Source organism: Methylobacterium sp. JK268 (genome assembly GCF_054052225.1).
On sequence record NZ_JBSVZN010000009.1, the window covers coordinates 41,295 to 65,288 of the forward strand.

General features: G+C 72.6%; 17 protein-coding genes and 1 other RNA gene. 12 read left to right on the plus strand and 6 right to left on the minus strand.

What is annotated here, in order from left to right; all coding sequences use genetic code 11:
• Positions 1 to 87: 87 nt before the first annotated feature.
• Complete coding sequence (locus tag ACW9J6_RS11360) at positions 88 to 552, plus strand: Lrp/AsnC family transcriptional regulator (protein ID WP_457116584.1); 465 nt, start codon at positions 88 to 90, stop codon at positions 550 to 552.
• An 80-nt stretch (positions 553 to 632) separates the two neighbouring features.
• Positions 633 to 3,575, plus strand: coding sequence for a bifunctional [glutamine synthetase] adenylyltransferase/[glutamine synthetase]-adenylyl-L-tyrosine phosphorylase (locus ACW9J6_RS11365; protein WP_457116585.1), 2,943 nt, complete (start codon positions 633 to 635; stop codon positions 3,573 to 3,575).
• Positions 3,576 to 3,611: 36 nt separating this feature from the next.
• Here the strand turns inward: ACW9J6_RS11365 and ACW9J6_RS11370 are convergent, their stop codons facing one another.
• On the minus strand, positions 3,612 to 5,933 hold the full coding sequence (locus ACW9J6_RS11370) for a PAS domain-containing sensor histidine kinase (protein WP_457116586.1): 2,322 nt from the start codon (positions 5,931 to 5,933) through the stop codon (positions 3,612 to 3,614).
• A 169-nt stretch (positions 5,934 to 6,102) separates the two neighbouring features.
• Positions 6,103 to 8,787: an aminopeptidase N gene (gene pepN / locus ACW9J6_RS11375; protein WP_457116587.1), complete on the minus strand. Its 2,685-nt coding sequence runs from the start codon at positions 8,785 to 8,787 to the stop codon at positions 6,103 to 6,105.
• A 181-nt stretch (positions 8,788 to 8,968) separates the two neighbouring features.
• Between pepN and ACW9J6_RS11380 the strand changes: the two genes are divergently transcribed.
• Positions 8,969 to 9,409 (plus strand): VOC family protein, encoded by a 441-nt coding sequence (locus tag ACW9J6_RS11380; protein WP_457116588.1) that lies wholly within the window; start codon positions 8,969 to 8,971, stop codon positions 9,407 to 9,409.
• Between the two features lie 30 nt (positions 9,410 to 9,439).
• A complete protein-coding gene (locus tag ACW9J6_RS11385; RefSeq protein ID WP_457116589.1) occupies positions 9,440 to 10,522 on the plus strand; it encodes a calcium:proton antiporter in 1,083 nt (360 codons plus the stop codon).
• A gap of 408 nt (positions 10,523 to 10,930) precedes the next feature.
• On the opposite strand, the gene ACW9J6_RS11390 is transcribed toward ACW9J6_RS11385, so the two are convergent.
• Entirely contained in the window at positions 10,931 to 11,101 is a 171-nt protein-coding gene (locus ACW9J6_RS11390; RefSeq protein ID WP_457116590.1) for a hypothetical protein, read from the minus strand.
• 122 nt (positions 11,102 to 11,223) lie between these two features.
• On the opposite strand from ACW9J6_RS11390, the gene rnpB reads away from it, so the two are divergent.
• From rnpB to mraY, 7 genes are all read left to right on the plus strand, one after another.
• Positions 11,224 to 11,636: RNase P RNA component class A (gene rnpB, locus ACW9J6_RS11395), an RNA gene on the plus strand.
• 395 nt (positions 11,637 to 12,031) lie between these two features.
• Positions 12,032 to 13,048 carry a 16S rRNA (cytosine(1402)-N(4))-methyltransferase RsmH gene (gene rsmH, locus ACW9J6_RS11400; protein ID WP_457116591.1) on the plus strand — a complete coding sequence of 339 codons (1,017 nt, stop codon included), beginning with the start codon at positions 12,032 to 12,034 and terminating at the stop codon, positions 13,046 to 13,048.
• Positions 13,045 to 13,521 carry a cell division protein FtsL gene (ftsL, locus tag ACW9J6_RS11405; protein ID WP_457116592.1) on the plus strand — a complete coding sequence of 159 codons (477 nt, stop codon included), beginning with the start codon at positions 13,045 to 13,047 and terminating at the stop codon, positions 13,519 to 13,521. Before rsmH ends, ftsL begins: the two co-directional genes overlap by 4 nt.
• 6 nt (positions 13,522 to 13,527) lie before the next feature.
• Positions 13,528 to 15,321: a peptidoglycan D,D-transpeptidase FtsI family protein gene (locus ACW9J6_RS11410; protein WP_457116593.1), complete on the plus strand. Its 1,794-nt coding sequence runs from the start codon at positions 13,528 to 13,530 to the stop codon at positions 15,319 to 15,321.
• Entirely contained in the window at positions 15,318 to 16,775 is a 1,458-nt protein-coding gene (locus tag ACW9J6_RS11415) for a UDP-N-acetylmuramoyl-L-alanyl-D-glutamate--2,6-diaminopimelate ligase (RefSeq protein WP_457116594.1), read from the plus strand. The genes ACW9J6_RS11410 and ACW9J6_RS11415 overlap by 4 nt, the downstream gene beginning before the upstream one ends.
• A complete protein-coding gene (locus ACW9J6_RS11420) occupies positions 16,772 to 18,235 on the plus strand; it encodes a UDP-N-acetylmuramoylalanyl-D-glutamyl-2,6-diaminopimelate--D-alanyl-D-alanine ligase (protein ID WP_457116595.1) in 1,464 nt (487 codons plus the stop codon). The genes ACW9J6_RS11415 and ACW9J6_RS11420 overlap by 4 nt, the downstream gene beginning before the upstream one ends.
• An 86-nt stretch (positions 18,236 to 18,321) precedes the next feature.
• Positions 18,322 to 19,407 carry a phospho-N-acetylmuramoyl-pentapeptide-transferase gene (mraY, locus tag ACW9J6_RS11425; protein WP_457116596.1) on the plus strand — a complete coding sequence of 362 codons (1,086 nt, stop codon included), beginning with the start codon at positions 18,322 to 18,324 and terminating at the stop codon, positions 19,405 to 19,407.
• A 240-nt stretch (positions 19,408 to 19,647) separates the two neighbouring features.
• Here the strand turns inward: mraY and ACW9J6_RS11430 are convergent, their stop codons facing one another.
• The 3 genes from ACW9J6_RS11430 to hslV all read right to left on the minus strand — a co-directional run bounded on the left by ACW9J6_RS11430 (position 19,648) and on the right by hslV (position 22,694).
• The gene (locus ACW9J6_RS11430; RefSeq protein WP_457116597.1) at positions 19,648 to 20,769 is read right to left on the minus strand and encodes an aminotransferase class V-fold PLP-dependent enzyme; all 1,122 of its coding nucleotides are present in this window, start codon (positions 20,767 to 20,769) and stop codon (positions 19,648 to 19,650) included.
• A gap of 14 nt (positions 20,770 to 20,783) precedes the next feature.
• A complete protein-coding gene (hslU, locus tag ACW9J6_RS11435; RefSeq protein WP_457116598.1) occupies positions 20,784 to 22,097 on the minus strand; it encodes an ATP-dependent protease ATPase subunit HslU in 1,314 nt (437 codons plus the stop codon).
• 66 nt (positions 22,098 to 22,163) lie between these two features.
• Positions 22,164 to 22,694 (minus strand): ATP-dependent protease subunit HslV, encoded by a 531-nt coding sequence (hslV, locus tag ACW9J6_RS11440; RefSeq protein ID WP_457116767.1) that lies wholly within the window; start codon positions 22,692 to 22,694, stop codon positions 22,164 to 22,166.
• A gap of 613 nt (positions 22,695 to 23,307) precedes the next feature.
• Between hslV and ACW9J6_RS11445 the strand changes: the two genes are divergently transcribed.
• A complete protein-coding gene (locus ACW9J6_RS11445; protein WP_457116599.1) occupies positions 23,308 to 23,967 on the plus strand; it encodes an exopolysaccharide biosynthesis protein in 660 nt (219 codons plus the stop codon).
• Positions 23,968 to 23,994 lie beyond the last annotated feature (27 nt).

Genomic DNA, 23,994 nt, shown 5'->3' on the forward strand with positions numbered 1-23,994 from the left:
GGCCGGCCGATGATGTACAGCCCTCGTTCGGATGGCGTGCGAGAGGAAGATCTCTCACTCTGGCCCGAGAAAACGGATGATCCTTTCATGGCGAGGGCGCCGGACCGCATCGACCTCAGGATGCTGCGCCTCCTGCAGCAGGACGGGCGGCTCACGAACGCGGAACTCGCCAAGCGGGCGCATCTCAGCCCCGCCACCTGCCACCGGCGCCTGCAGCGCCTGCTGGAGGACGGGCTGATCGCGGGCGTGCGCGCCCTGGTGGCGCCGGCCGCGGTGGGGCGGGGCGCGCTGGTGCTCGTCGGCGTCGTCCTCGACCGCTCGACGCCCGAGAGCTTCGCCACCTTCGAGCGCGCCGTCGTGGCCCTCGGCTTCGTGCTCGACTGCCATCTGGTGGCGGGCGACTTCGACTACATGCTCAAGATCCGGGTCGGCGACATGGCGGATTTCAACCGCCTGCACGGCGAGCAGCTGATCGGCCTCCCCGGCGTGCGCCAGACGCGCACCTTCTTCGTGATGAAGGAGGTGATCGACTCGGCGCCGCTGGATTTCTGAGCGGCCGGTTGTGACCCGCTGCCGATCGTGCGACCACCGGCGGCGAAGGGTTGGGACAAGGCCCGACGGGAGGCCGCGCGATGACAGCAACGCTCCTCGACCGGATCCGCACCGCCCCGGTCCTGGCGGAGCCGGACCGGGCGCGCGACCGGCTCGCCGACCTCCTCCAGGCCCTCGACGCGCGGCCGGACCACGCCGCGCTCGCCGCGCGGCTGCGGCTCGACGGCCCGCTGCGCGCCCTCACGCTCGGCCTCGCCGACCACTCGCCCTTCCTGTGGGGCCTCGTGGCGCGCGATCCCGACCGCTTCGCGCGGCTCCTGGGGCAGAGCCCGGAGGCGGCCCACGCCGCCCTCGTGGCGGCCCAGTCGGGTGCGGGCGCCGCCGGAATCCCTCGGGACACCGTCGCCCGGAGCCTGCGGCGCCACCGTGCCGCCCACGCACTCCTCGTCGCGCTCGCCGATCTCGGCGGCGCCTGGTCGGTGGAGACGGTCACGGCGGCGCTCTCCGACTTCGCCGACGCCTCCGTGACGGCGGCCCTCGACGCGGCCCTGCACGAGGCCGCCGCGACGGGCCGGTTCCGGCCCCGCGACCCGGCCGACCCGCAGGCGGGCAGCGGCGTCATCGTGCTCGGCATGGGCAAGCTCGGGGCCGGCGAGCTGAACTATTCGAGCGACATCGACCTCATCGTGTTCTTCGACCCCGCCGTCGCCCCCCTGCGCGAGGGCGTCGAGGCGACGCCCTTCTTCAGCCGGCTCGCCCAGACGGTGGCCAAGCTCCTGCAGGAGCGCGACGCGGACGGCTACGTCCACCGGGTCGATTACCGCCTGCGGCCCGATCCGGGCGCCACGCCGACCGCGCTCTCGCTCGATTCCGCCTTCACCTACTACGAGACGGTGGGCCAGAACTGGGAGCGCGCCGCCTTCATCAAGGCGCGGCCGGTGGCGGGCGACCGGCCGCTGGCGGAGCGCTTTCTCGCCGAGCTGCGCCCCTTCGTCTGGCGCAAGTACTTCGACTTCGCGGCGATCGCCGACGTCCACGCCATGAAGCGCCAGATCCACGCGGTGCGCGGCCACGGCGCCATCGCGGTGGCCGGCCACGACATCAAGCTCGGCCGCGGCGGCATCCGCGAGGTCGAGTTCTTCGTCCAGACGCAGCAGCTCGTCTTCGGGGGCCGCCGGCCCTCGCTGCGGGGCCGGCGCACCCTCGACATGCTGGCGGCCCTGCACGCGGAGGGCTGGATCACCGCGCAGGCCCGCGACGAACTCGCCGAGGCCTACCGATTCCTGCGCGGGCTCGAGCACCGGCTGCAGATGGTGGCCGACGAGCAGACGCAGCGCCTGCCCGACGAGCCGGGGCGCCTCGCGCGCGTCGCCCGCTTCTGCGGCTACCGGGACGCCGCGGCGCTCGGGGCGGCTTTGGTGGCGCAGGCGCGCCGGGTCCAGGCCCATTACGCCCTGTTGTTCGAGGCGGCGCCGGACCTCTCCGCGGAGGTCGGCGACCTCGTCTTCACCGGGGCGGAGGACGACCCCGCCACGCTCGCGACCCTGCGCGACCTCGGCTTCCGCCACCCCGAGCGGGCGATCGAGACGGTGCGGGGCTGGCACCACGGGCGGCGTCCCGCCGTCACCAGCGCCCGCGCCCGGGAGGTGGTGACCGAACTGGTGCCGGCCCTGCTCCAGGCCTTCGCCGGCACCGCCGACCCGGACGGCGCGCTCGCGGCCCTCGACCGCGCCTTCGGGCGCATGCCGGCGGCGGTGGAACTCCTCACCATCCTGCGCTCGCACGAGCGCCTGCGGCTGCTCTTCGCCGACCTCCTCGGCAGCGCCCCACGCCTCGCCGAGACGGTGGCCTACAGCCCGCACGTGCTCGACGCGGTCATCGATCCCGCCTTCGTGGAGCCGGTCACCGATCCGGGCGCGATCGCGGGCCAGTTCCGGCGCCTCGTCGGCAGGCCGGCCGCCCTCGAGGAGTTCCTCGACCGCAGCCGCGACGCCGCCCGCCAGATGCGCTTCGTGACCGGCGCGCGCATGCTGTCGGGGATCCTGCCGCCGGAGGGGGCGGGACGGGCCTACGCGGCGATCGCCCAGGCGGCGGTCGCCGAAGCCCTTCACGCCGTGTCGGACGCCTTCGCGGCCGAGCACGGGCGCGTTCCGGCGGGGCGGATGGCCGTGCTCGGCCTCGGTCGCCTCGGCTCCTGCCAGCTCACGGCCGATTCCGACCTCGATCTGGTGGTCCTGTACGATTTCGATCCGGAGAACCGGGAGAGCGACGGGCGGCGCCCCCTCGACGCCGCGGTCTACCACAACCGGCTCACCCAGCGCCTCGTGGCGGCGCTCACGGTGCCGACGCGGCGCGGGCACCTCTACGAGGTCGACCTGCGCCTGCGGCCCGGCGGCCGGCAGGGCCCGCTCGCCGGCCAGTGGCCGCGCTTCCTGCCCTATCAGCGGGAGGAGGCGGACCTCTGGGAGCACATGGCGCTGACCCGCGCCCGGGTGCTCGCGGGGGACGTGTCCCTCGGGACCGAGATCGAGGCCGCCATCGCCGCCGTGGTGGGGAGCCCGCGCGACGCAGACCTCGTCGCCCGGGAAGTCCGGGCGATGCGCGGCCTCGTCGCCCGCGAGAAGCGCGACGGCGGTCCCCACGACCTCAAGCTGTCGCCGGGCGGGCTCCTCGACCTCGATTTCCTGGCGCAGGCGCTGGTGCTCACCCACGCGGCGGCGCTGCCGGGCCTGATCGGTCTCGACGCCCCGGCGGTCCTCGGGCGGGCGCGCGAGGCGGGGCTGCTGCCCGAGGGAGCCGGCGTGCTGGAGGAGGCCTACCGCCTCCTCGACGACGTCCACCACTGGCAGCGCCTGATGGTGGAGGGCCCCTTCGACAAGGGGGCGTCCCCGGCCACGCGGGCACGCCTCGCGGCGGCCCTGGGCCTGCCCGGGGAGGCGGCGCTGCTGGCGCGGCTCGCAGAGCTGCGCGCGGAGGTGCGGAGCTGGTTCGTGCGCCTGCTGGGGGATCCGGACGCGGCGTGAGGCGGGGATCGCCGGGCCGGCGGCCCCAATCCTCGCTCAGGCCTCCGCCATCTCCGGCTGCGGCAGCGCTGCCACGAGTCGCAGGGTGGGATCGCGCAGGGCGGCCGCGTCGGCGGATGCGGGAGGCTGCGGCAGGCGCAGCAGCACGATGGTGCCGGTGCCGACCTCCGAGCGGATGCGCAGGCGCCCGCCATGGAGCTCGGTGAGGGAGCGGGCGATGGCGAGGCCCAGGCCCGAGCCCTTGAAGCTGCGCGAGAGGTTGCTCTCGACCCGCTCGAAGGGCGCGCCGAGCTTCGGCAGCACGGCCTTCGGGATGCCGATGCCGCTGTCCTCCACGAAGATGTGCACGGCATCGAGCGCGCGGCGCGTGCGCACCGCGACCCGCCCGCCCTCGGGCGTGAACTTCACGGCGTTCTGCATCAGGTTGAGCAGCACCTGGTGCATGGCGCGGGAATCCGCCAGGACCACGGCGTCGGGACTGAGCTCGACGCTCAGCGTCAGCCCCTTCAGCCGGGCGGCCTCCGCGACCTGGCCGAGGACCCGCTCCAGCACGTCCGCCACCGCGAGCGGCTGCTTCACCAGGGTCACCCGGCGCGCCTCGATGCGCGACATATCGAGGATGTCGTCGATCACCGACAGCAGGTACTGCCCGCTGGTTCGGATGTCGCTGCAGTATTCCCGGTACTTCGCCGAGCCGAGCTTTCCGAACACCTCGTCCTGCATCACCTCGGCGAAGCCCAGGATCGCGTTGAGGGGCGTGCGCAGCTCGTGGCTCATGTTGGCCAGGAACTCGGACTTGGAGCGGTTGGCGCTCTCCGCCTGGTACTTCTGGTCGAGGTAGCGCTCGGCGAGGTCCGCGAGCTGCTGGGTCTGCAATTCCAGGGTGCGGCGGGAGCGCTTGAGATCCGCGATGGTGGCGATCAGCTGACGCTCGGACTCGACCAGCCGCTCCTGATGGCGCTTGAGGGCCGTGATGTCGGTGCCGACCGAGACGTAGCCGCCGTCCTTGGTCCGCCGCTCGCTGATCTGGAGCCAGCGCCCGTCCCCCAGTTCCGCCTCGAAGGTGCGGGCGCCGGCCTCGGCGAGGTCCCCGTTCTGGATCTCGCGGCGCACCGGCGGCACGGCGGCCCGGCCCATCAGCGAGTCGTAGCGCCGGCCGGGCTGCGCGTCCTCGGGGGTGAGGGCGTGCAGGCGGCGGAACTTCGAATTGCACAGGACGAGGCGGTTCTGGGCGTCCCAGAGCACGAAGGCCTCGGACACCGCCTCGACCGCGTCGCGCAGGCGCATGTCGGCGGTGGCGGTCGATTCCGCGAGGCGCCGCTGCTCGGAGACGTCGATGGCGATGCCCACGAGGTGGCGCCCGCCATCCTCCTGGTCGCGCACCACCTCCGCCCGGGCGCGGACCCAGATCCACTCGCCCGCCGCGCTGCGGATCCGGAACTCGTGGTCGACGGCCGCCTCCTGGGCGGCGAGCTGGCTCGCCAGGCCGTACAGGTCGGTGTCGTCCGGGTGGACCAGCGCGTTGACGTCCCCGAAGGACAGGAACTCGTGCTCCCGGGTGTAGCCGAGGAGCTGGTACATCGAGTCCGACCAGTAGATGCGGCCCCGCGCGATGTCCCAGTCCCACAGGCCGCAGCGCCCGCGGCAGAGGGCCATGTCGAGGCGCTGGCGGACCTGCTCGCAGACCCGGTCGACGGCCCGCGCCCGGTCGGCCTGGAGCGTGTAGGCGAGGCCGACGCTGATGATGACCAGGGCGGCCGTGCCGATCACCAGCACCTGGGTGCGGGCGCGGCCCTGCCACTGCGCCATCACGGCGTCGAGGGATTGCACCACCACCACCCGCCCGCGCCCGTCCGGCAGCGTCCGCAGGGTGGCGACGGCCGGCGCATCGCCCAGCCGCACGGCGATCACGCCCGCCCGCTCCCCGAAGGTCAGGAGCGGCTGCGCGTTGCCGAGACGCTCCCCGAGGGTGCGGCCGGGCGCGGGCACGGCCGGCATCGAGGCGATCACCACCTCGTCCGGCCCGATCAGGTGGATCTCGCGGCCCGGCGCCAGCGCGAAGGACGGGACCGCACCCTCCAGGTCGCTGCCCGGTCGCGCGAGCGCCGCCGCGACGAGGCGGGCCAGGAGGTCGATCTCGTGGCTCGCCTGCGCGGCGGCCTCGCGCCGCTGGGCCATGAGCTGCGCCGCCGTGATCGCGCAGAGGGAGAGCAGGAACAGCGCGATGACGGCAGGGACCGCGATCCGCAGCCAGGATTCCGCGCGGGCGAGCCGCTGATGGGTCGGAGTGAGGGCCCGCGCGATGCCGAGGATCGTGGCCGCACGGGCAGCGAGTGGGGCGGGATCCGCCTCCAGCATACTCTCTTCCCCCACACGCTCGGGTGATTGCGTCGCCGGCTTGACCCGTCCGCGAATCGCTCCTTCTTGTGACATTTCCACAGCTGATTTGTCCAGCACATCCCTGCGTCGCGCGCATGGTTAATGCTTCGTGAATTTGCCGCGTTCGACTCAGAATCGCCTTCGTCTGTCAAGCATTTATGTGATGGCGCGCCGGGGCGAGGGAGCGGCCGGCGATGTCGCCGACATCGGGCGAGAGGCCCGGCGCCGCCGCGATCGCGCGCAGGCGCGCCTCCGCGAGGCCGCGGCGGCCCGGCTCCATCATCCGCCACGTATTGAATGCCGTGAGCAAACGTGCCGCGACCTGGGGGTTGCGCGAGTCGAGGTCGAGCACCGTCTCGGCCAGCAGATCGTAGCCGGCGCCGTCCGCCCGGTGGAACTGGGTCGGGTTGTTGAGGCTGAAGCTGCCGATGAGCGCGCGCACCCGGTTGGGGTTGGCCGCCGAGAAGGCCTCGTGGCGGGTGAGGTCCCGCACCCGCGCCACCGTGCCCGGCTCCGGGATCATCGCCTGGAGCGCGAACCACTTGTCGAGGACCAGGGGCTCGGACCGGTAGGCGGACGCGAAGGCGGCGAGAGCCCGCTCGCGGGCCGCGCCGGGGATCAGGGTCAGGACCGCCAGGGCGGCCAGGCGGTCGGTCATGTTGCCGGCCTCGTCGAACTGCGCCTCCGCGAGGGCCGTGCCGCGCGCCGGATCGGCGGCCGCGATCAGGTCGAGGGCGGCGTTGCGCAGGGCCCGGCGCCCGGCGCTGGCGGCGTCCGGGCTGAACGGAGTGCCGGGGGGCGCCGCGAGCCGGTCGCGCAGGGCGGCGAGCCGGGCCGCGAGGGCGCGGCCGAGATGCGCGCGCAAGGTCCAGCGGGCGCGGTGGATCGCGTCCGGATCGACGTTGGAGCCGACCTCCTGGGCCACCTCCTGGTCGCCCGGGATCGCCAGGACCAGGGCCGCGAAGGCCGGATCCGCGAGGGCCTCGCCGTCGAGGAAGCGGCCGAGGGCCTCGGCGAGGGCCGCCCCCTCGGCGCCCGCGTCGTCCTCCAGCGGAGCGGCCCGGCGCGCCCGGGCGACGAGGAGGTCGAGGGCGAGGTTCTGCGCTGCCTGCCAGCGGTTGAACGGGTCGCTGTCGTGGGCGAGCAGCGTCAGCCACTGGGTGGTGCCGAGGGTGTAGGCCACCTTCACGGGGGCCGAGAAGCCCCGGAACAGGGAGGGCACCGGCTCGCCGCGCACCTCCGTGAACACGAGCCGATCGCTCTCGCCTTCCATCACGAACACGCCGTCGCGGACGCGCTCGCTGGTCGCCGCGATGGGGGTGCCGTCGCGCCCGACGAGCCCGAGGGCGATCGGGATCACCAGGGGCTGCGGGGGCCCGCCGCTCGCCGCCTCGGTGGCAACCGCCGGCAGGCTCTGGTGGAAATCGAGGGTGTAGCTGCGCTGGCGCGGATCGTAGCGCCCCGCCACCGAGACGGTGGGGGTGCCGGCCTGGGCGTACCAGCGGGCGAAGGCGGTGAGGTCGCGCCCGCTCGCGTCCTGGAAGGCCGTCAGGAAATCCTCGACCGTCGCCGCGGTGCCGTCGTGGCGGGCGAAGTAGAGGTCCATTCCCTTGCGGAAGGTCTCGGCCCCGAGGAGCGTGCGCAGCATGCGCACGATCTCGGCGCCCTTCTCGTAGACCGTCGCCGTGTAGAAGTTGTTGATCTCCCGGTAGGCCTGGGGCCGCACCGGGTGGGCGAGGGGGCCCGCATCCTCCGGGAACTGGCGGGCGCGCAGGGTGCGCACCTCGGCGATGCGGTGGACCGGTCGCGAGCGCGCGTCGGAGGAGAATTCCTGGTCGCGGAAGACCGTCAGGCCCTCCTTCAGGCACAGCTGGAACCAGTCGCGGCAGGTCACCCGGTTGCCGGACCAGTTGTGGAAATACTCGTGGGCGATGATCGCCTCGATGTTGGCGTAGTCCGTGTCGGTGGCGGTGTCGGGGCTCGCCAGCACGTACTTGTCGTTGAAGATGTTGAGGCCCTTGTTCTCCATCGCGCCCATGTTGAAGTCGGAGACGGCGACGACGTTGAAGACGTCGAGGTCGTAGGCGCGGCCGAAGACCCGCTCGTCCCAGGCCATGGAACGGATCACCGCGTCGAGGGCGTAGGGCGCCCGCTCCTCCTTCCCGGGCTCGACGTAGACGGCGACCTCGACGTCCCGGCCCTCCATGGTGGTGAAGCGGGTGCCGATGCGGCCGAGCCGCCCGCCCACGAGGGCGAACAGGTAGGCGGGCTTGGGGTGGGGATCGTGCCAGACCGCGTAGTGGCGCCCCGCCTCCGCCTCGCCGGCCTCGATCCGGTTGCCGTTGCCAAGCAGCACCGGCGCCTCGTCCCGGTCGGCCTCGATGCGGGTGGTGTAGACGGCGAGCACGTCCGGACGATCGAGGAAGTAGGTGATGCGCCGGAACCCGTCCGCCTCGCACTGGGTGCAGTAGACGCCGTTCGACCGGTAGAGGCCCATCAGCTTGGTGTTGGCGCTCGGGTTCACCCGCGTCTCGAGGCTGAGCACGAAGGGGCGCTGCGGCGGCTGGTGCAGGGTGAGGCCGCCGGGCGCGACGTCGAGGGCGCCGGGCGCGGTCGGCTGGCCGTCGAGGGCGACCGCCAGCAGCGCGAGGTCGTCCCCGTCGAGGCGCAGCGGCGCGCCGGGCTCGCCGAGCGGGTTCGGCCGCAGCGCCAGGGTGGCGGTGACGCGGGTCTCGGTCGGGTGCAGGCGCACGTCGAGATCGACCCGGTCGATCAGGTAGTCGCTCGGCCGGTAATCGGCGAGGCGGACGATCGGCGGTGACTCGGTGCGCATGGGACGAGAGGGCCCTTCGGTGCGGCGGGGGATCCCCCCTTGTAGCCGCCGCGGGCTCGCGCGCAACGCGGTCGAGGGGCACCGGAATGCGGGCGGCCCGCGACGGCTCGCGTTGACCCGGTGCGGCCCGGTCCCACATATGGCCGCGGTCCCCCAGGAGCCTGACGCCGGAGCCCCGACGATGGAATACCTGCACACGATGGTCCGGGTCGCCGACCTCGACCGCGCCCTCGACTTCTACTGCGGCAAGTTCGGCCTCCAGGAGGTGCGCCGGATGGACAGCGAGCAGGGACGCTACACCCTGGTCTTCCTGGCCGCGCCGGGCGACGTCGCCCGCGCCCGGGAGAGCAAGTCGCCCCTCCTCGAACTCACCTACAACTGGGATCCCGAGGAGTATACGGGCGGGCGCAACTTCGGCCACCTGGCCTATCAGGTCGACGACATCTACGAGACCTGTGCCAAGCTGCAGGCGGCCGGCGTGACCATCAACCGCCCGCCGCGGGACGGGCGCATGGCCTTCGTCCGCTCGCCCGACGGCATCTCCATCGAGATCCTGCAGAAGGGGGCGGCCAAGCCCCCGCAGGAGCCGTGGACGTCGATGCAGAACACCGGAACCTGGTAGCACCGCCGCGGGCGGAGGAGGATGCGCGCGATGGAGGTGCCGAAGGGCGGGATGCCGTGGTGGGCCTGGGCCTCACCGCTGGTGGCATGGCTCCTCCTCGCCGCGATCCTGCTGACCCATCCGCCCGGCGCCCTCCTGACCGTCGCGGGCGTCGGGCTGGTCGCGACGGTGTTCGCGGCGGTCTTCCACGCGGAGGTGGTGGCGCACCGGGTGGGCGAGCCCTTCGGCACCCTGGTGCTGGCGCTGGCCGTGACGGTGATCGAGGTCGCGCTGATCGTCTCGGTGACGATCGGCGGCGGGGAGGACAAGGCGACGCTCGCCCGCGACACCGTCTTCTCCGCCGTGATGATCATCTGCAACGGCCTCGTCGGGCTGTGTCTGCTGGCGGGCGGCGTGCGTCACCACATTCAGGGCTTCCAGCTCGAGGGGGCCCTCGCGGCGCTCGCCGTGCTGGCGGCCCTGGTCACCCTGACCCTCGTCCTGCCGAACTTCGTCGACACGGCGGGGCCGGTCTTCACGGTGCCCCAGCTCCTCTTCGCGGCGGCGGCCTCGCTCATCCTCTACGGCGCCTTCGTCTTCGTGCAGACGGTGCGGCACCGGGACTTCTTCCTGCCGGGGGGAGATGGGCACGAGGAAGAGCACGCCGAGCCGCCCTCCGTGCGGGTGGCGCTCGCGAGCTTCGGCCTGCTCCTCGCCTGCCTGGTGGCGGTGGTGGGCCTCGCCAAGGGGCTCACCCCGACCCTGGAGCAGGGGATCGACGCCGTCGGCGCGCCGAAATCCGTGGCCGGCATCGTCATCGCCGCCCTGGTGCTGATGCCCGAGGGGCTCGCGGCCCTGCGCGCCGCCCGGGCCGACCGCCTGCAGACCAGCATGAATCTCGCGCTGGGCTCGGCGCTGGCGACGATCGGGCTGACGATCCCCGCCGTGGCGGCGGCCTCGATCCTGATCGGGCAGCCCCTGGCGCTGGGGCTCGGGCCCAAGGAGCAGGTGCTGCTCGCCCTCACGCTTCTCGTCGCCGTGATCACGCTCGGGACCGGGCGCACCACCGTGCTGCAGGGCGTGGTGCACCTGACGATCTTCGCGTCGTTCCTGTTCTTCGCGCTGATGCCGTAGCGGGTGGCGCGCTCGCGGTGAGGGTCGAAGGATCTGCGCGGGACGCGTTCCCTCCCCCGTAGATGCACGGCTGTCCGGGAAACTCGGAGGCTTCTATTCGGGCGCCTTGGTTCCCGAAAAGCTCTACGTTAACAACAAACTATGCCATTCCAGCTCGCGCGCGATCCCCTCTCCCGAGTGGGAGAGGGGCAGGGGTGAGGGACGGACGGTTCAGCAAGTAAACTCGACCGTCGAGCTGCCAGCGGCGCGGTTCAGGATACTTGCTGAAGCCGAGCCACCCTCACCCCCGGCCCCTCTCCCACTCGGGAGAGGGGAGACGTGCCTCGCATTGTCCCCGGACAGCCGTGCCGTAGATGGGGAAGGTTCGGGCGCGAGCCTCCGCAGCGGAGCGTCTGCGCCGGGACATCCTCACGCCTTCGCGGTCGGCGTGATCCCGAGTTCGGCGAGCTTGGCGTGGATCGCCGTGACGGGGCGCTTGAGCTTCAGGCTCATCACGGAGGCCGGGATGCCCTCGCGGGCCATGCTGCGCAGCTGCTGGACGGTCTCAAGCGTCCAGCCGGTCTCGACGGTCTCGCTCATGGGGTGCCTCCAGGTTCCCGGCCGCACCGCGCGGCGGCCTTGGCCCGGCAGGTAGGATCCGGGCCGGGAACCGGCAACCCACCGGCTTGACGCCGGGCCCGGCCCGTCGCACATCGCCCGCATCAGCCGGCCGGGCGGCCGCTCCGCCCTCGGGCGGGGAGGAAAGTCCGGGCTCCATGGAGAGACGGTGCCGGATAACGTCCGGCGGGGGCGACCCCAGGGACAGTGCCACAGAGAGCAGACCGCCGGGCGGGCCGCGAGGCCCGCGCCGGTCAGGGTGAAAGGGTGCGGTAAGAGCGCACCGCGGACGCGGCAACGCGGACGGCACGGCAAACCCCACCGGGAGCAAAACCGAATAGGGGCGACACGCAACGGGCGATGAGCCCCGCGCAGGCCCTCTCTCCAGGCCCGTCGCCCGGGTTGGTTGCTCGAGGCGGCCGGCAACGGTCGTCCCAGAGGAATGGCCGCCACGTCCGGAGGACCCGCGAGGGTCCGCCGGGCCCTACAGAACCCGGCTTACAGGCCGGCTGATCCCTTCCTCGCGCCTGCCCCCAAAGTCCGGGGGCGGTGCACGCATCCCGCGTCCGGGCGAAATTCTGCAAGCCTTCGTTAACGTTGCTGACGTCTGATCGAGTCGGGCGTCGTGGCCTCCCCGCAGGGCCGCGTTGACGCTTCCGGAGGCCCATGATAGCCCGACCCAACTCATTGACGGCGCATCGCAAACCGGCGCCGGTCCCGATGCGGGGCGGCTCTCGGCCGGGGATCGTCTCGGCCGGGGGAGGGTCTGCCGTGGGGCGCCGGCCGCCTCCGTGCCTGCGCCCCTCGACGATTGCGGAGCATCATGGAGCGTCAGGCGTGCGAGTGCGCCGCGGGCGGCCGAGCGCCGTCCCGGCGGCGCGGGGTCCGTGGCACCAAGGGCGGGGCCGTCCGGTGAGCGGCGCGGCCCCCCATATCCCGGTCCTCCTCGAGGAGGTGCGGGGCGCCCTGCGGCTCGGCGGGGCGGGCGGGGTCGTGGTCGATGGCACCTTCGGGGCCGGCGGCTACACCCGCGCGATCCTGGCCGCGCATCCCGGGCAGCGCGTCGTCGCCATCGACCGCGACCCGACCGCCATCGCGGCGGGCCGCGGCCTCGCGGCCCAAGCCCAGGGCCGGCTGCTCCTGGTCCAGGGCCGGTTCGGCGACCTCGACACGCTGGTGCGCGCCGAGGGGATCGAGGCCGTGGACGGCGTCGTCCTCGACATCGGCGTCTCCTCGATGCAGCTCGACCGGCCCGAGCGCGGGTTCTCCTTCCGGCACGACGGCCCCCTCGACATGCGCATGGGCGGAGAGGGGCCCTCGGCCGCCGACCTCGTGAACGAGGCGCCCGAGGCCGAGCTCGCCGACATCATCTACCATTACGGCGAGGAGCGCCGCTCCCGCGCGGTGGCCCGGGCGATCCTGGAGGCGCGCCGCCGCGCCCCGATCGCCACCACGGGCGCCCTGGCGGAGATCGTCGCCAGCGTGGTCCGGGCCGAGCCCGGCAGCGGCATCCACCCCGCCACCCGGACCTTCCAGGCCCTGCGCATCGCGGTCAACGACGAACTCGGCGAGCTCAACCGGGCGCTCCACGCGGCCGAGCGAATCCTGCGCCCCGGCGGGCGCCTCGCCGTGGTGACCTTCCACTCGCTGGAGGACCGCATCGTCAAGCAGTTCCTCTCCGCCCGCAGCGGTCGGGCCGTCTCGGCCTCCCGGCACCTGCCGATGGCCGAGCGGCCGACGCCGAAGAGCTTCACCCTCGTGACGAAGGGGCCGGTCGCTCCGAGCGAGGCGGAGGCGGCCGCCAATCCCCGCGCGCGCTCGGCCAAGCTGCGCGCCGCCGAGCGCACCGACGCGCCGGTGCCCGAGCCCCTGACGGCTCTCGACGCCCTCTCCGGACTGCCCCCCCGCGAGCGCGGAGGCCGCCGGTGATCCGCATCCTGCACCTCCTCGCCATCGCGGGTCTGATCGCCTCGGCCGGCTACGCCTACTCGATCAAGTACGACACGCTCTACCAGGCCGAGCAGGTCGCCAAGCTGAAGACCCGCCTGCGCCGCGAGCGCGAGGCCACGGCCGTGCTGCGGGCCGAGTGGCAGCTGCTGACGCGACCCGACCGCCTCCAGGCCGCGGCCGACAAGTACCTGGACCTCGAACCCATCGGCACCGAGCATCTCGGCCGGCTCGCCGACCTGCCGGCGCGGCCCGAGCGCGGCGACGAGATCGCCCGCAAGCTCGAATCCCTCGGGCTGCTCGCGACCGCGACGCCGGCCGGGAAGGACCGGCCCGCCACCACCGGCAGGGGCGGGGAGGAGCCGCGCACCACCGGCTCGACCTCCCCGGCGAAGTCCTCCCCCGCCGCCACGCCCCCCCGCACGTCCACCCGCACCCCGACGGCGACGAGGTAAGTGTCCGTGTCCGACGCGTTCCCCGACCCGGCCCCGCCGGAATCCGCCCCGCAGCCCGCCCTGGTCCGGACGATCCTGCGGGCGATGTTCCGCTTCGCCGTCGAGCGCAGCGGCACCCGCGTGGGCCTCGTGGGCCTCGTCTTCGGTGGGGTCTTCGCCACCATCATCGGGCGGCTCGTCCTGGTGGCGGCGATCCCCGAGGAACCGTCGAGCTCGGCCCAGCGGGTCGCGGCCGCCGCGGCGACCGCCATCCGGCCCGACATCGTCGACCGCAACGGCGAGATCCTGGCCACCGACATCCGCACCGTCTCGGCCTTCGCGGAGCCGGGCAACATCGTCGACAAGGACGAGGCGGTGGAACTCCTCACCGCGGTCCTGCCCGACCTCAACGCCGCGGAGCTGCGCGCCAAGCTCACGGCCAAGCGCGTCAAGGGGGCGGGCTTCGTCTGGATCAAGCGCGAGCTGACCCCCAAGCAGCAGGCCGAGGTGCACCGCCTCGGCATCCCGGGCGTCGGCTTCCTGCCCGACCACAAGCGCGTCTACCCGAACGGCGTCGCGGCCGCCCACGTCATCGGCTTCTCCAACCTCGACAATGTCGGCATCGCCGGCATGGAGAAGTACATCGACAAGACCGGCCTGAAGGACCTCAACAGCCTCGGCTTCATCGAGAAATCGGCCGACCTCGCCCCGGTGCAGCTCTCGATCGACCTCAGGGCGCAGCACGCGCTGCGCGACGAACTGGCCTGGGGCCTGGAGCATTACCGCGCCAAGGCGGCGGCGGCGATGATCCTCGACGTGACCACCGGCGAGGTGCTGGCGCTCGCCTCCCTGCCGGATTTCGACCCGAACGAGCCCGCCGACGCGCTGAGCCCGGACCGCATCAACCGGATGAATGTCGGCGTCTACGAGATGGGCTCGACCTTCAAGGCCATGACGCTGGCCATGGCGCTCGATTCCGGCAAGTTCAACGTCAACTCGACCTTCGACACCCGCGGCGGCGTGCTGAACTGGGGCCGGCAGAAGATCCACGAGTACCACGGCACCAACCGCGTCATCACGATGCCGGAGGTGTTCACCCACTCCTCGAACATCGGCTCGGCCAAGATGGCGCTCGGCATCGGGGTGCCCGGCCACAAGGCCTTCCTCCGGAAGATGGGCCTGCTCGACCGGATGCGGACGGAACTGCCGGAGAGCGCCGAGCCGATCATCCCGCCGCGCTGGACCGAGATCAACACCATCACGATCGCGTTCGGCCACGGCCTCGCGGTGGCGCCGATCCAGGCCGCCGCGGCGGTGGCGGCGATCGCCAATGGCGGCTTCCTGATGACCCCGACCTTCCTGAAGCGCGACGAGGCCGCCGCCCGCGAGAAGGCGGTCCAGGTCTTGACGCCGCAGACCAGCGAGGCGATGCGGTTCATCATGCGCCTCAATGCCACCGAGGGCTCCGCCAAGAAGGCGGACAACCCCTACTACTTCGTCGGCGGCAAGACCGGGACCGCCGAGAAGGTGATCCACGGCCACTACGTGAAGAACCGGCTGTTCACGACCTTCATGGCGGCGGCTCCCATGAACAAGCCCAAGTACCTGTTCGTGACGGTGATGGACGAGCCGCAGGCGATCGCCGCGGAATCGGGCTCCTACGCCACCGCGGCCTGGAACTCGGGCGTCGTGACGGGCCGGATCCTGAGCCGGGTGGCGCCGATCCTCGGTCTGCCGCCGCAATTCGACCCGCCGGTCAACCCCTTCCCACAGATGGTCAAGCTCGGGGCCTACCACGTCAACCAGGTCGGGGCGCGATGACGGATCTCGGCGCGCTCTTCCCCGAGGAAGCGGGCGCGGCGGCCGGGCTCCCGGTCGCCGGGATCACCGCCGACAGCCGCCGGGTCGCGCCGGGCTTCGTCTTCGTCGCGGTGCCGGGCACGAAGGCCGACGGACGCGGCTTCGCCGCGCAGGCCGCCGCCGCGGGCGCGGTCGCCATGGTGGCGGAGGGGCCGCGCCCCGCGGCGCTGCCGGAGGGCGTCGCCTACCTCTCGGTGCCGGATGCCCGCCGGGCGCTGGCGCTCGCCGCCGCGCGGCTGCATCCCGGCCAGCCCGGGACGGTGGTCGCGATCACCGGCACCAACGGCAAGAGTTCGGTCGCGGATTTCGTCCGCCAGATCGTGGCGCGGCTCGGGCACCGCTCGGCGAGCCTGGGCACGCTCGGCGTGGTCACCGGGGAGGGCGCCGCCTACGGCTCGCTCACCACGCCCGACCCGGTCACCCTGCACCAGACCCTCGACCGCCTCGCCCGCGACGGGATCGAGGCGCTGGCCATGGAGGCCTCCTCCCACGGCATCGAGCAGCGCCGCCTCGACGGGGTGCGCCTGTCCGCGGCGGCCTTCCTCAATCTCGGCCACGACCATCTCGACTACCACCTGACGATCGAGGCCTATCTCGCGGCCAAGCTGCGGCTGTTCGAGGCGCTGCTGCCCGATTCCGGGACGGCCGTCGTCAATGCGGACGGGCCGATGGCCGACCGCGCCATCGCGGCCATCCGCGCCCGCGGCCTGCTCCTGATGACGACGGGCCGGGCCGGCGACACCCTCCGGCTCGTCGCCGCCGAGACCCGCGGCTTCGCGCAGGGCCTGACCATCGCCGCGCAGGGCCGGGAGGTTCGGGTCGACCTGCCGCTCGTCGGCGGCTTCCAGGTGGAGAACGCCCTGGTGGCGGCGGCCCTCGTCCTCGCCATGCCGCTCGGAGCCGGGCGGCTCGACGCCGTCCTCGCCGCCCTCGCGGATCTGAAGGGCGTGCCGGGCCGGCTGGAGCGGGTCGCCACCCATAACGGCGCCCTCTGCGTCGTCGATTACGCCCACAAGCCGGAGGCGCTGGCGGGCGTCCTGCAGGCCCTGCGGCCCGTCACGACCGGGCGCCTCGTCTGCGTGATGGGCTGCGGCGGCGACCGCGACCGGGCCAAGCGCCCGATGATGGGCCGCATCGCGACCGAGGGCGCCGACCGGGTCATCGTCACGGACGACAATCCCCGCAGCGAGGACCCGGCCGCGATCCGGGCGGCGATCCTGGCCGCCGCCCCCGGCGCCGAGGAGATCGGCGATCGCGCCGCGGCGATCCGGGCCGCCGTTCACGGTCTCGCGCCGGGCGACGTTCTGGTCGTTGCGGGCAAGGGTCATGAAACCGGCCAGATCATCGGTGACCGCATCCTTCCGTTCTCGGACCGCGACGCGGTCCTGAGCGCGATCGAGGAGACGCGTGCATGACCGAGCCCCTCTGGACCCTGGACGCGGTCCTCGCCGCCACCGGCTGCCGCCTCGCGGACGGGGCGGGGAAGGGGGCGGCGCTCTCCGGCCTGTCGATCGACACGCGCACCCTCAAGGTCGGCGACCTGTTCTTCGCCATCCAGGGCGAGGCCCGCGACGGTCACGACTTCGTCCGCGACGCGCTCGCGCGCGGGGCGGGGGCGGCCGTGGTCTCGGCCGCGCGCGCGCCCGACCTCGCCGGGGCGGGGCCGCTCCTGGTCGCGCCCGCCGCGGAGGGTGATCCGGTGCTGGCCGCCATGCGGTCCCTCGCGGCGGCGGCCCGCGCCCGGACGCGCGCCCGCGTCCTCGCGGTGACGGGCTCGGTCGGCAAGACCGGCACCAAGGAGGCCCTGCGCCACGTGCTCGCCGCGCAGGGCGCCACCCACGCCTCGGTCGCCTCCTACAACAACCACTGGGGCGTGCCCCTCACCCTCGGCCGGATGCCGACGGCGAGCGCCTTCGGGGTGTTCGAGATCGGCATGAACCACGCGGGCGAGATCGCCCCGCTGACCCGGCTGGTGCGGCCCGAGGTGGCGATCGTCACCACGGTCGAGCCGGTCCATATCGAGCATTTCCGCGCCCTGTCGGGCATCGCCGACGCCAAGGGCGAGATCTTCTGCGGCCTGGAGCCCGGCGGCGTCGCGGTGATCAACCGCGACAACCCCCATTATGAGCGCCTCTGCGCCCACGCGCTCGCCTCGCGGGCGGGGCGGATCGTGAGCTTCGGCGAGCACCCGCAGGCCGATATCCGCGCCGAGCGCATCGTGATGCGGCCCGACCTCTCGATCGTCGACGCGCGGGTCATGGGGATCCCGGTCACCTACCAGCTCGGCACGGCCGGGCGGCACACGGCGCTGAACTCCCTGGCCGTGATGGCGGCGGTCCAGGCGCTCGGCGCCGACCTCGCGCTGGCGGCCCTGTCGCTGGCGCAGCTGCGCCCGCCGGTCGGGCGCGGGGAGCGCACGCTGCTGCGGCTGCGCGACGGGGAGGCGCTCCTCGTGGACGAGAGCTACAACGCCAACCCGGCCTCCGTGCGGGCGGCGCTCGCGACCCTCGCGGGGATCGCCGTCGAGGGAGGCGGCCGGCGCATCGCGGTGCTCGGCGACATGCTGGAGCTCGGGGCCGAGGCGCCGCGCCTGCACCGCGAGCTCGCGGCCTCGGTCGCCGAGCACGGCATCGACCTCGTCTTCGTGGCCGGGCCCCTGATGGCCGAGCTGTTCGACGCCCTGCCGCCCGGCGCGCGGGGCGTGGCGGCGCCGACCTCGGCGGATCTCCTGGAGGCGGTTCTCGCCGAGATCCGCCCCGGCGACGCCGTGATGATCAAGGGTTCGAACAGCACCCGCATGGGGCGCATTGTCGAGGCGCTCAAAGCCCGCTACGGCGGGGGCGTCGAGGGCCTCGCGGCCGCTCGTCCCACCTGAAGCCCGGGCGCCCACGCGGCCGGGACGCCCCCCATCGGCGCCGTCATCCTGGCCGGCGCTCACCTCACCATCGGGATGAGCCCGGGATGCTGTACCTGCTGTCCGAACTGACCGGCGTCTTCTCGCCGTTCAACGTCTTCCGCTACATCACCTTCCGGACGGGCGGCGCGCTGTTCACGGCGGGCTTCTTCGTGTTCTGGTTCGGCCCCTGGATCATCTCGCTGCTGCGGCTGCGCCAGGGCAAGGGCCAGCCGATCCGCGAGGACGGTCCCCAGACTCACCTGCTGACCAAGCGCGGCACGCCGACCATGGGCGGGCTGATGATCCTGGCCGGGCTCCTGGTCGCGGTCTTCCTGTGGGCGAATCCGCGCAACAGCTACGTCTGGATCACCGTCGTGGTGACGCTCGGCTTCGGGGCGATCGGCTTCTACGACGACTACCTGAAGGTGACGAAGCAGAGCCACAAGGGCTTCTCGGGCAAGTTCCGGCTCGGTCTCGAGGCGCTGATCGCCGTGGCGGCGTGCGTGGCGGTGGCCGAGTACTCGGCCCCGGGTCTCGCCTACCGGCTCGCCTTCCCGGTCTTCAAGGACGCGATCATCAATCTCGGGCTGTTCTGGGTCCTGTTCGCGAGCTTCGTGATCGTGGGCGCGGGCAACGCCGTCAACATCACGGACGGTCTCGACGGGCTGGCGATCGTGCCGGTGATGATCGCGGCGGGCACCTTCGGGATCATCGCCTACCTCGTCGGCAACGTCATCTACGCGTCCTACCTGCAGGTGAACTACGTGCCGGGCACGGGCGAACTCGCCGTGGTGTGCGGGGCCATGATCGGGGCGGGGCTTGGCTTCCTGTGGTTCAACGCGCCGCCCGCCCAGATCTTCATGGGCGACACCGGCTCGCTGGCGCTGGGCGGCCTCCTGGGTACGGTGGCGGTGGCGACGAAGCACGAGATCGTGCTGGCGATCGTCGGCGGCCTGTTCGTCCTGGAGATCGCCTCGGTGATCATCCAGGTCGCCTCCTTCAAGCTCACCGGCAAGCGCGTCTTCCGGATGGCGCCGATCCATCACCATTTCGAGCAGAAGGGCTGGAAGGAGCCGCAGGTGGTGATCCGGTTCTGGATCATCGCCGTGGTGCTGGCGCTGCTGGGATTGGCGACGCTGAAGCTGCGGTAGGAGCAGCGTCTCCCTCTTATCCTCGACGCTTCCACCCTTTTCCGGGCGCATGAAGCGTCAGCGGAATGCGACCCGGAAACCAGCGCAAGACTCCGCGAAGCGACCGTATTTTGCAACGTTGCTGGCATTCGGAGCCGCTTCGCGGCGATCCATCATCTCGTTTCCGGATCTCCTTCCGCTGACGCTCGAGTCGTCCGGAAAAGGGGTGGGACGGGGCAGATCGAGCGTTCGCCGGACCTCTCACCCCCGCCGCATGACGTCCCGCAGGGCGGCCAGGCACGCGGCGACATCGTCCTGCGTCGCCCACACGTGCGGGCTGATCCTCAGCCGTCCGAGCCGGGCGCTCACGAACACGGTCCGCTCGCGCAGGGCGCGCGCGACCTGCTCGGCCGCATCGCCGGGGAGCGGCAGCCCGAGGATGTGCGGGGCCCGGAGCGCCCGGGGCGCCACGGCGAGGCCGAGATCGGCCGCGCCCTCCGCCAGCCGGTCGGTGAGCACCCGGAGCGCGGCCGCACTCTCCGCCACACCCCAGCCCGCGACCAGTTCCATCCCGGTGGCGGCCATCGGCAGCGAGACCGGGTCGTTGCGCTCGCCGCGGTCGTACCGGCGCGCCCCGGCCGCGCCGCGATTGCCCTCGTTCTCCTCCAGGGGCTCCCCCGCCTGCCGGTGCGGCGCCGCGTACAGGAAGGCGGTGCCGTAGGGACCGAGTGCCCACTTGTAGGTCGGGAAGGCCAGGAAATCCGGACGCCACCGGGCGATGGCGATCGGAAGCGCCCCGGCGGCCTGCGTCGCGTCGATCACCAGGGCGGCGCCGGCGGCGTGGACTGCCGGGGCGATCCGGTCGAGGTCGATCAGGCTCCCGTCCGCCCAATGCAGCGGCGTCAGGGTCGCCAGACCGAGGGGAGGAGCGCCGGGGCGCGCGATGGAAGCGAGCAACGCCGCCGTCCAGTCGCCATCGGGCGGGCGCGGAACGGTTTCGACGACGAGCCCGCGCGCCGCGGCCAGCCGGTCGAAGGCGTAGCGGTGGGAGGGGAACTCGTCGGCAACCCGCAGCACCCGGCTGCCCGGAGCTGGCGCGAGGTTCCTCGCCGCGGTCGCCATGGCGTGGCTGACCGAACCGACGATGGCCACGTCGCCGGCCTCCGCGCCGATCAGGGCGCCGGCGGCCGCGCGGGTCCGCTCCGCCCAGTCCGCCGCCTGCTCGCGGGGATGCGACCAGGGGCTGACCTTGCACATGAGGCCCGCCTCGCCCGCGTCCCGCACGGCGCGGGGAAGGGGCGACCAGGCCGCCGCGTCGAGATACGCGATGTCCTGCGGGATCTCGAACAGGGCGCGCCGCGAGGGGAGGGCGGAGTCCGCCATGAGGGCGGTCCTTCCTACAGGATGAAGCGGCTCAGGTCGGCGTTCTGCGCCAAGCTCTCGACCCGTCCCCGCACGTAGGCGGCGTCGATCGTGACGCTCTCGCCCGAGCGGTCGGGCGCCGTGAAGGAGATCTCGTCGAGCACCCGCTCCAGCACCGTCTGGAGGCGGCGCGCGCCGATATTCTCGACCGAGGAGTTCACGTCCACCGCCACCCGGGCGAGCGCGTCCACGGCGTCGTCCGTGAAGGTCACGCTCACGCCCTCGGTCGCCATCAGGGCCACCGCCTGCTTGAGGAGGCTCGCCTCGGTCTCGGTGAGGATGCGCCGGAAATCGTCTACCGTCAGGGGCGCGAGCTCGACCCGGATCGGCAGCCGTCCCTGCAGCTCCGGCAGCAGGTCGGAGGGCTTCGAGACGTGGAAGGCGCCGCTCGCGATGAACAGGATGTGGTCGGTCTTCACCGGACCGTGCTTCGTCGCCACCGTGGTGCCCTCGATGAGCGGCAGCAGGTCGCGCTGCACGCCCTCGCGCGAGACGTCGGCGCCGCCGCGGCCCTCCCGGGCGCAGATCTTGTCGACCTCGTCCAGGAACACGATGCCGTTGTCCTGCACCTCGCGGATCGCCTCCTGGACGATGGAATCCTGGTCGAGGAGCTTGTCGGATTCCTCCGCCATCAGCGGCGCGTGGGCGTCCTTGACGGTGACCCGGCGGGGCTTGCCCTTCTGGCCGCCCAGCGCCTTGCCGAGCATGTCGCCGAGGTTGATCGCCCCCATGGCGGCGCCCGGCATGCCCGGGATCTCGAACATCGGCAGGCCCGCGGGCGCCCCCCCGGCGAGTTCGAGTTCGACCTCCTTGTCGTTGAGTTCGCCCGCCCGCAGGCGGCGGCGGAAACTGTCGCGGGTGGCCGGGCTCGCGGTCGGCCCGACGAGCGCGTCGAGGATACGCGCCTCGGCGGCGGCCTCCGCCTTGGCCTGGACCGAGTGGCGCTTCTCGTCGCGCTTGAGGCCGATCCCGACCTCCACCAGGTCGCGCACGATCTGCTCCACGTCGCGGCCGACATAGCCGACCTCGGTGAACTTGGTGGCCTCGACCTTCAGGAAGGGCGCGTTGGCGAGGCGCGCCAGCCGGCGCGAGATCTCGGTCTTGCCGCAGCCGGTCGGGCCGATCATCAGGATGTTCTTGGGCGCCACCTCCTCGCGCAGCGGGCCTTCGAGCTGCTGGCGCCGCCAGCGGTTGCGCAGCGCGATGGCGACCGCGCGCTTGGCGTCGGCCTGGCCCACGATGTAGCGGTCGAGTTCGGAGACGATCTCGCGGGGGGAGAAGGTGGTCATGGGTGTGTCCGGGAATGCGGCCGCCTGACGGCCGCGTGTCGTGTCGGGTGGTGACGGGCCGGCGGCTCAGGCCGCCTCCAGGGTCTCGATCACGAGGTTGCCGTTCGTGTAGACGCAGATCTCGGCGGCGATCGCCATGGAGCGACGGACGATCGCCTCGGCGTCGAGGTCCTGGTCCTCCAGGGCGCGGGCGGCCGCCAGCGCGTAGTTGCCGCCCGAGCCGATCGCCATGACGCCGCCCTCGGGCTCCAGGACGTCGCCGGAGCCGGAGAGCAGCAGCCCGACCTCGCGGTCGGCCACCAGCATCATCGCCTCCAGGCGGCGCAGGTAGCGGTCGGTGCGCCAGTCCTTGGTGAGTTCGACGCAGGCCCGGGTGAGCTGGCCCGGATACTGCTCCAGCTTGGCTTCGAGCCGCTCGAACAGCGTGAAGGCGTCGGCGGTGGCGCCCGCGAAGCCGCCGATCACCGCGCCCTTCGCGAGGCGGCGCACCTTGCGCGCGTTGCCCTTCACGATGGTCTGGCCGAGGCTGACCTGTCCGTCCCCGCCGATGACGACGCGCCCGCCCTTGCGCACCATCAGGATCGTCGTCGCGTGCATGCGGGGCACGCCCCCCGCCTCGTCGTTCGCCAAGGAAATCTCCCGCGCGGCTGCGTCGAAGCGTAGGTGGGGGTTCGGCGGGCGTTCGTCCACCGCGCCGCGCAGGCCGCCGGCGGCCGGATGATCTCGCGGACCGTCTTGCGCGGCCGTCCCTCGCGTCGCGCGATGCTGCGGACATCAATTCGTCCTCGGTCGATCGCGTGCCGCCCAGCTGCTCTTATCGTCTCTCCGACACCGCGTGATGGTCGACGCGCCCCTCGCGGGCGTCGCCCTCCGAGCAGAGGTTGCGCGAAACGGACGCGACTTCAAATTGTGAAACGATAGTTTTCAATCCATGGTTCGGGTCCGATCTCGAAACAGGGCGGGAGGAACGGCGAGATGACTCATGCGGCGGCGCGGCAACGATGTCATCGCAACGTCAGATAGGTTCTTCCGCTGCGGAACTACTGCATTCCCGAGGGGTTTGTAATAAGAACGTCACATTCGATGATGTAAGGACGGACTTGTCGAACCAGCGCGCGGTCTCGCCGTTCGCCGCCGCGGCTTCCGCCGGTTCGAGCCGATCCGGGGGTTGGCGGAGCGAAGCGATGGCGACCGCGCCACGGAGAGTCCGATGAGTGTCGCCCTAACCGTTCCAGGCATGCTGGCGAGGCCGGCGTCGGAGGCCGCGGTTCCTGGCAGCGACCTCACGAAGCTGTTCGAGGCGATCCTGCGCCGCGGCGATTCCGAGATGATCACCGTCCGGGAGCTGCTCGGCGGACTGGAGACGACAGCGTTCGGGATTCCGCTCGCGGCCCTGGCGGTCCCCGAGATCATCCCGATCCCGATTCCCGGCATCTCGCTCGTGATCTCGATCCCGACCGCGATCGTGGGCGCGCAGATGGTCGTTGCCCGTGACCGCATCTGGTTGCCCCCGTCGCTGCTCAACCGGCGGATTCCCGCAAAGCCCCTCAAGCGCGCCGTGCGGGCGATGCTCCCATTGCTCCGCCGGATCGACGGGATCACCCGGCCGCGCGGGGCGATGTTCTACAGCAAGACCGGCCAGCGCGTCGTCGGCGTGGCGGTCATCATCCTCGCGCTGCTCATCGCGCTGCCGATTCCCGGGACGAACGCGCCGCTGTCCCTCACCGTCCTGATCCTGGCGATCGGCCTGATCCGCCGGGACGGGTTGCTGATCGCTGCCGGTCTGGCGCTGACCGCCGTGTCGACGGCCCTGATGGCCGGCGCCGCCCTCGTGCTGACGGAGTGGCTCTTCGGCGCGCTTGCGGCCTGACCAGCCGGCCGAGGCCGCGGCGGCCGG

What these genes read in the sequence shown, in the direction of transcription:
- ACW9J6_RS11360 (WP_457116584.1), top strand. Translation starts at nt 88, where the DNA reads ATGGCGAGGGCGCCGGACCGCATCGACCTCAGGATGCTGCGCCTCCTG.
- ACW9J6_RS11365 (WP_457116585.1), top strand. Translation starts at nt 633, where the DNA reads ATGACAGCAACGCTCCTCGACCGGATCCGCACCGCCCCGGTCCTGGCG.
- ACW9J6_RS11370 (WP_457116586.1), bottom strand. Translation starts at nt 5,933, where the DNA reads ATGCTGGAGGCGGATCCCGCCCCACTCGCTGCCCGTGCGGCCACGATC.
- pepN (WP_457116587.1), bottom strand. Translation starts at nt 8,787, where the DNA reads ATGCGCACCGAGTCACCGCCGATCGTCCGCCTCGCCGATTACCGGCCG.
- ACW9J6_RS11380 (WP_457116588.1), top strand. Translation starts at nt 8,969, where the DNA reads ATGGAATACCTGCACACGATGGTCCGGGTCGCCGACCTCGACCGCGCC.
- ACW9J6_RS11385 (WP_457116589.1), top strand. Translation starts at nt 9,440, where the DNA reads ATGGAGGTGCCGAAGGGCGGGATGCCGTGGTGGGCCTGGGCCTCACCG.
- ACW9J6_RS11390 (WP_457116590.1), bottom strand. Translation starts at nt 11,101, where the DNA reads ATGAGCGAGACCGTCGAGACCGGCTGGACGCTTGAGACCGTCCAGCAG.
- ACW9J6_RS11415 (WP_457116594.1), top strand. Translation starts at nt 15,318, where the DNA reads ATGACGGATCTCGGCGCGCTCTTCCCCGAGGAAGCGGGCGCGGCGGCC.
- ACW9J6_RS11420 (WP_457116595.1), top strand. Translation starts at nt 16,772, where the DNA reads ATGACCGAGCCCCTCTGGACCCTGGACGCGGTCCTCGCCGCCACCGGC.
- mraY (WP_457116596.1), top strand. Translation starts at nt 18,322, where the DNA reads ATGCTGTACCTGCTGTCCGAACTGACCGGCGTCTTCTCGCCGTTCAAC.
- ACW9J6_RS11430 (WP_457116597.1), bottom strand. Translation starts at nt 20,769, where the DNA reads ATGGCGGACTCCGCCCTCCCCTCGCGGCGCGCCCTGTTCGAGATCCCG.
- hslU (WP_457116598.1), bottom strand. Translation starts at nt 22,097, where the DNA reads ATGACCACCTTCTCCCCCCGCGAGATCGTCTCCGAACTCGACCGCTAC.
- hslV (WP_457116767.1), bottom strand. Translation starts at nt 22,694, where the DNA reads ATGCACGCGACGACGATCCTGATGGTGCGCAAGGGCGGGCGCGTCGTC.
- ACW9J6_RS11445 (WP_457116599.1), top strand. Translation starts at nt 23,308, where the DNA reads ATGAGTGTCGCCCTAACCGTTCCAGGCATGCTGGCGAGGCCGGCGTCG.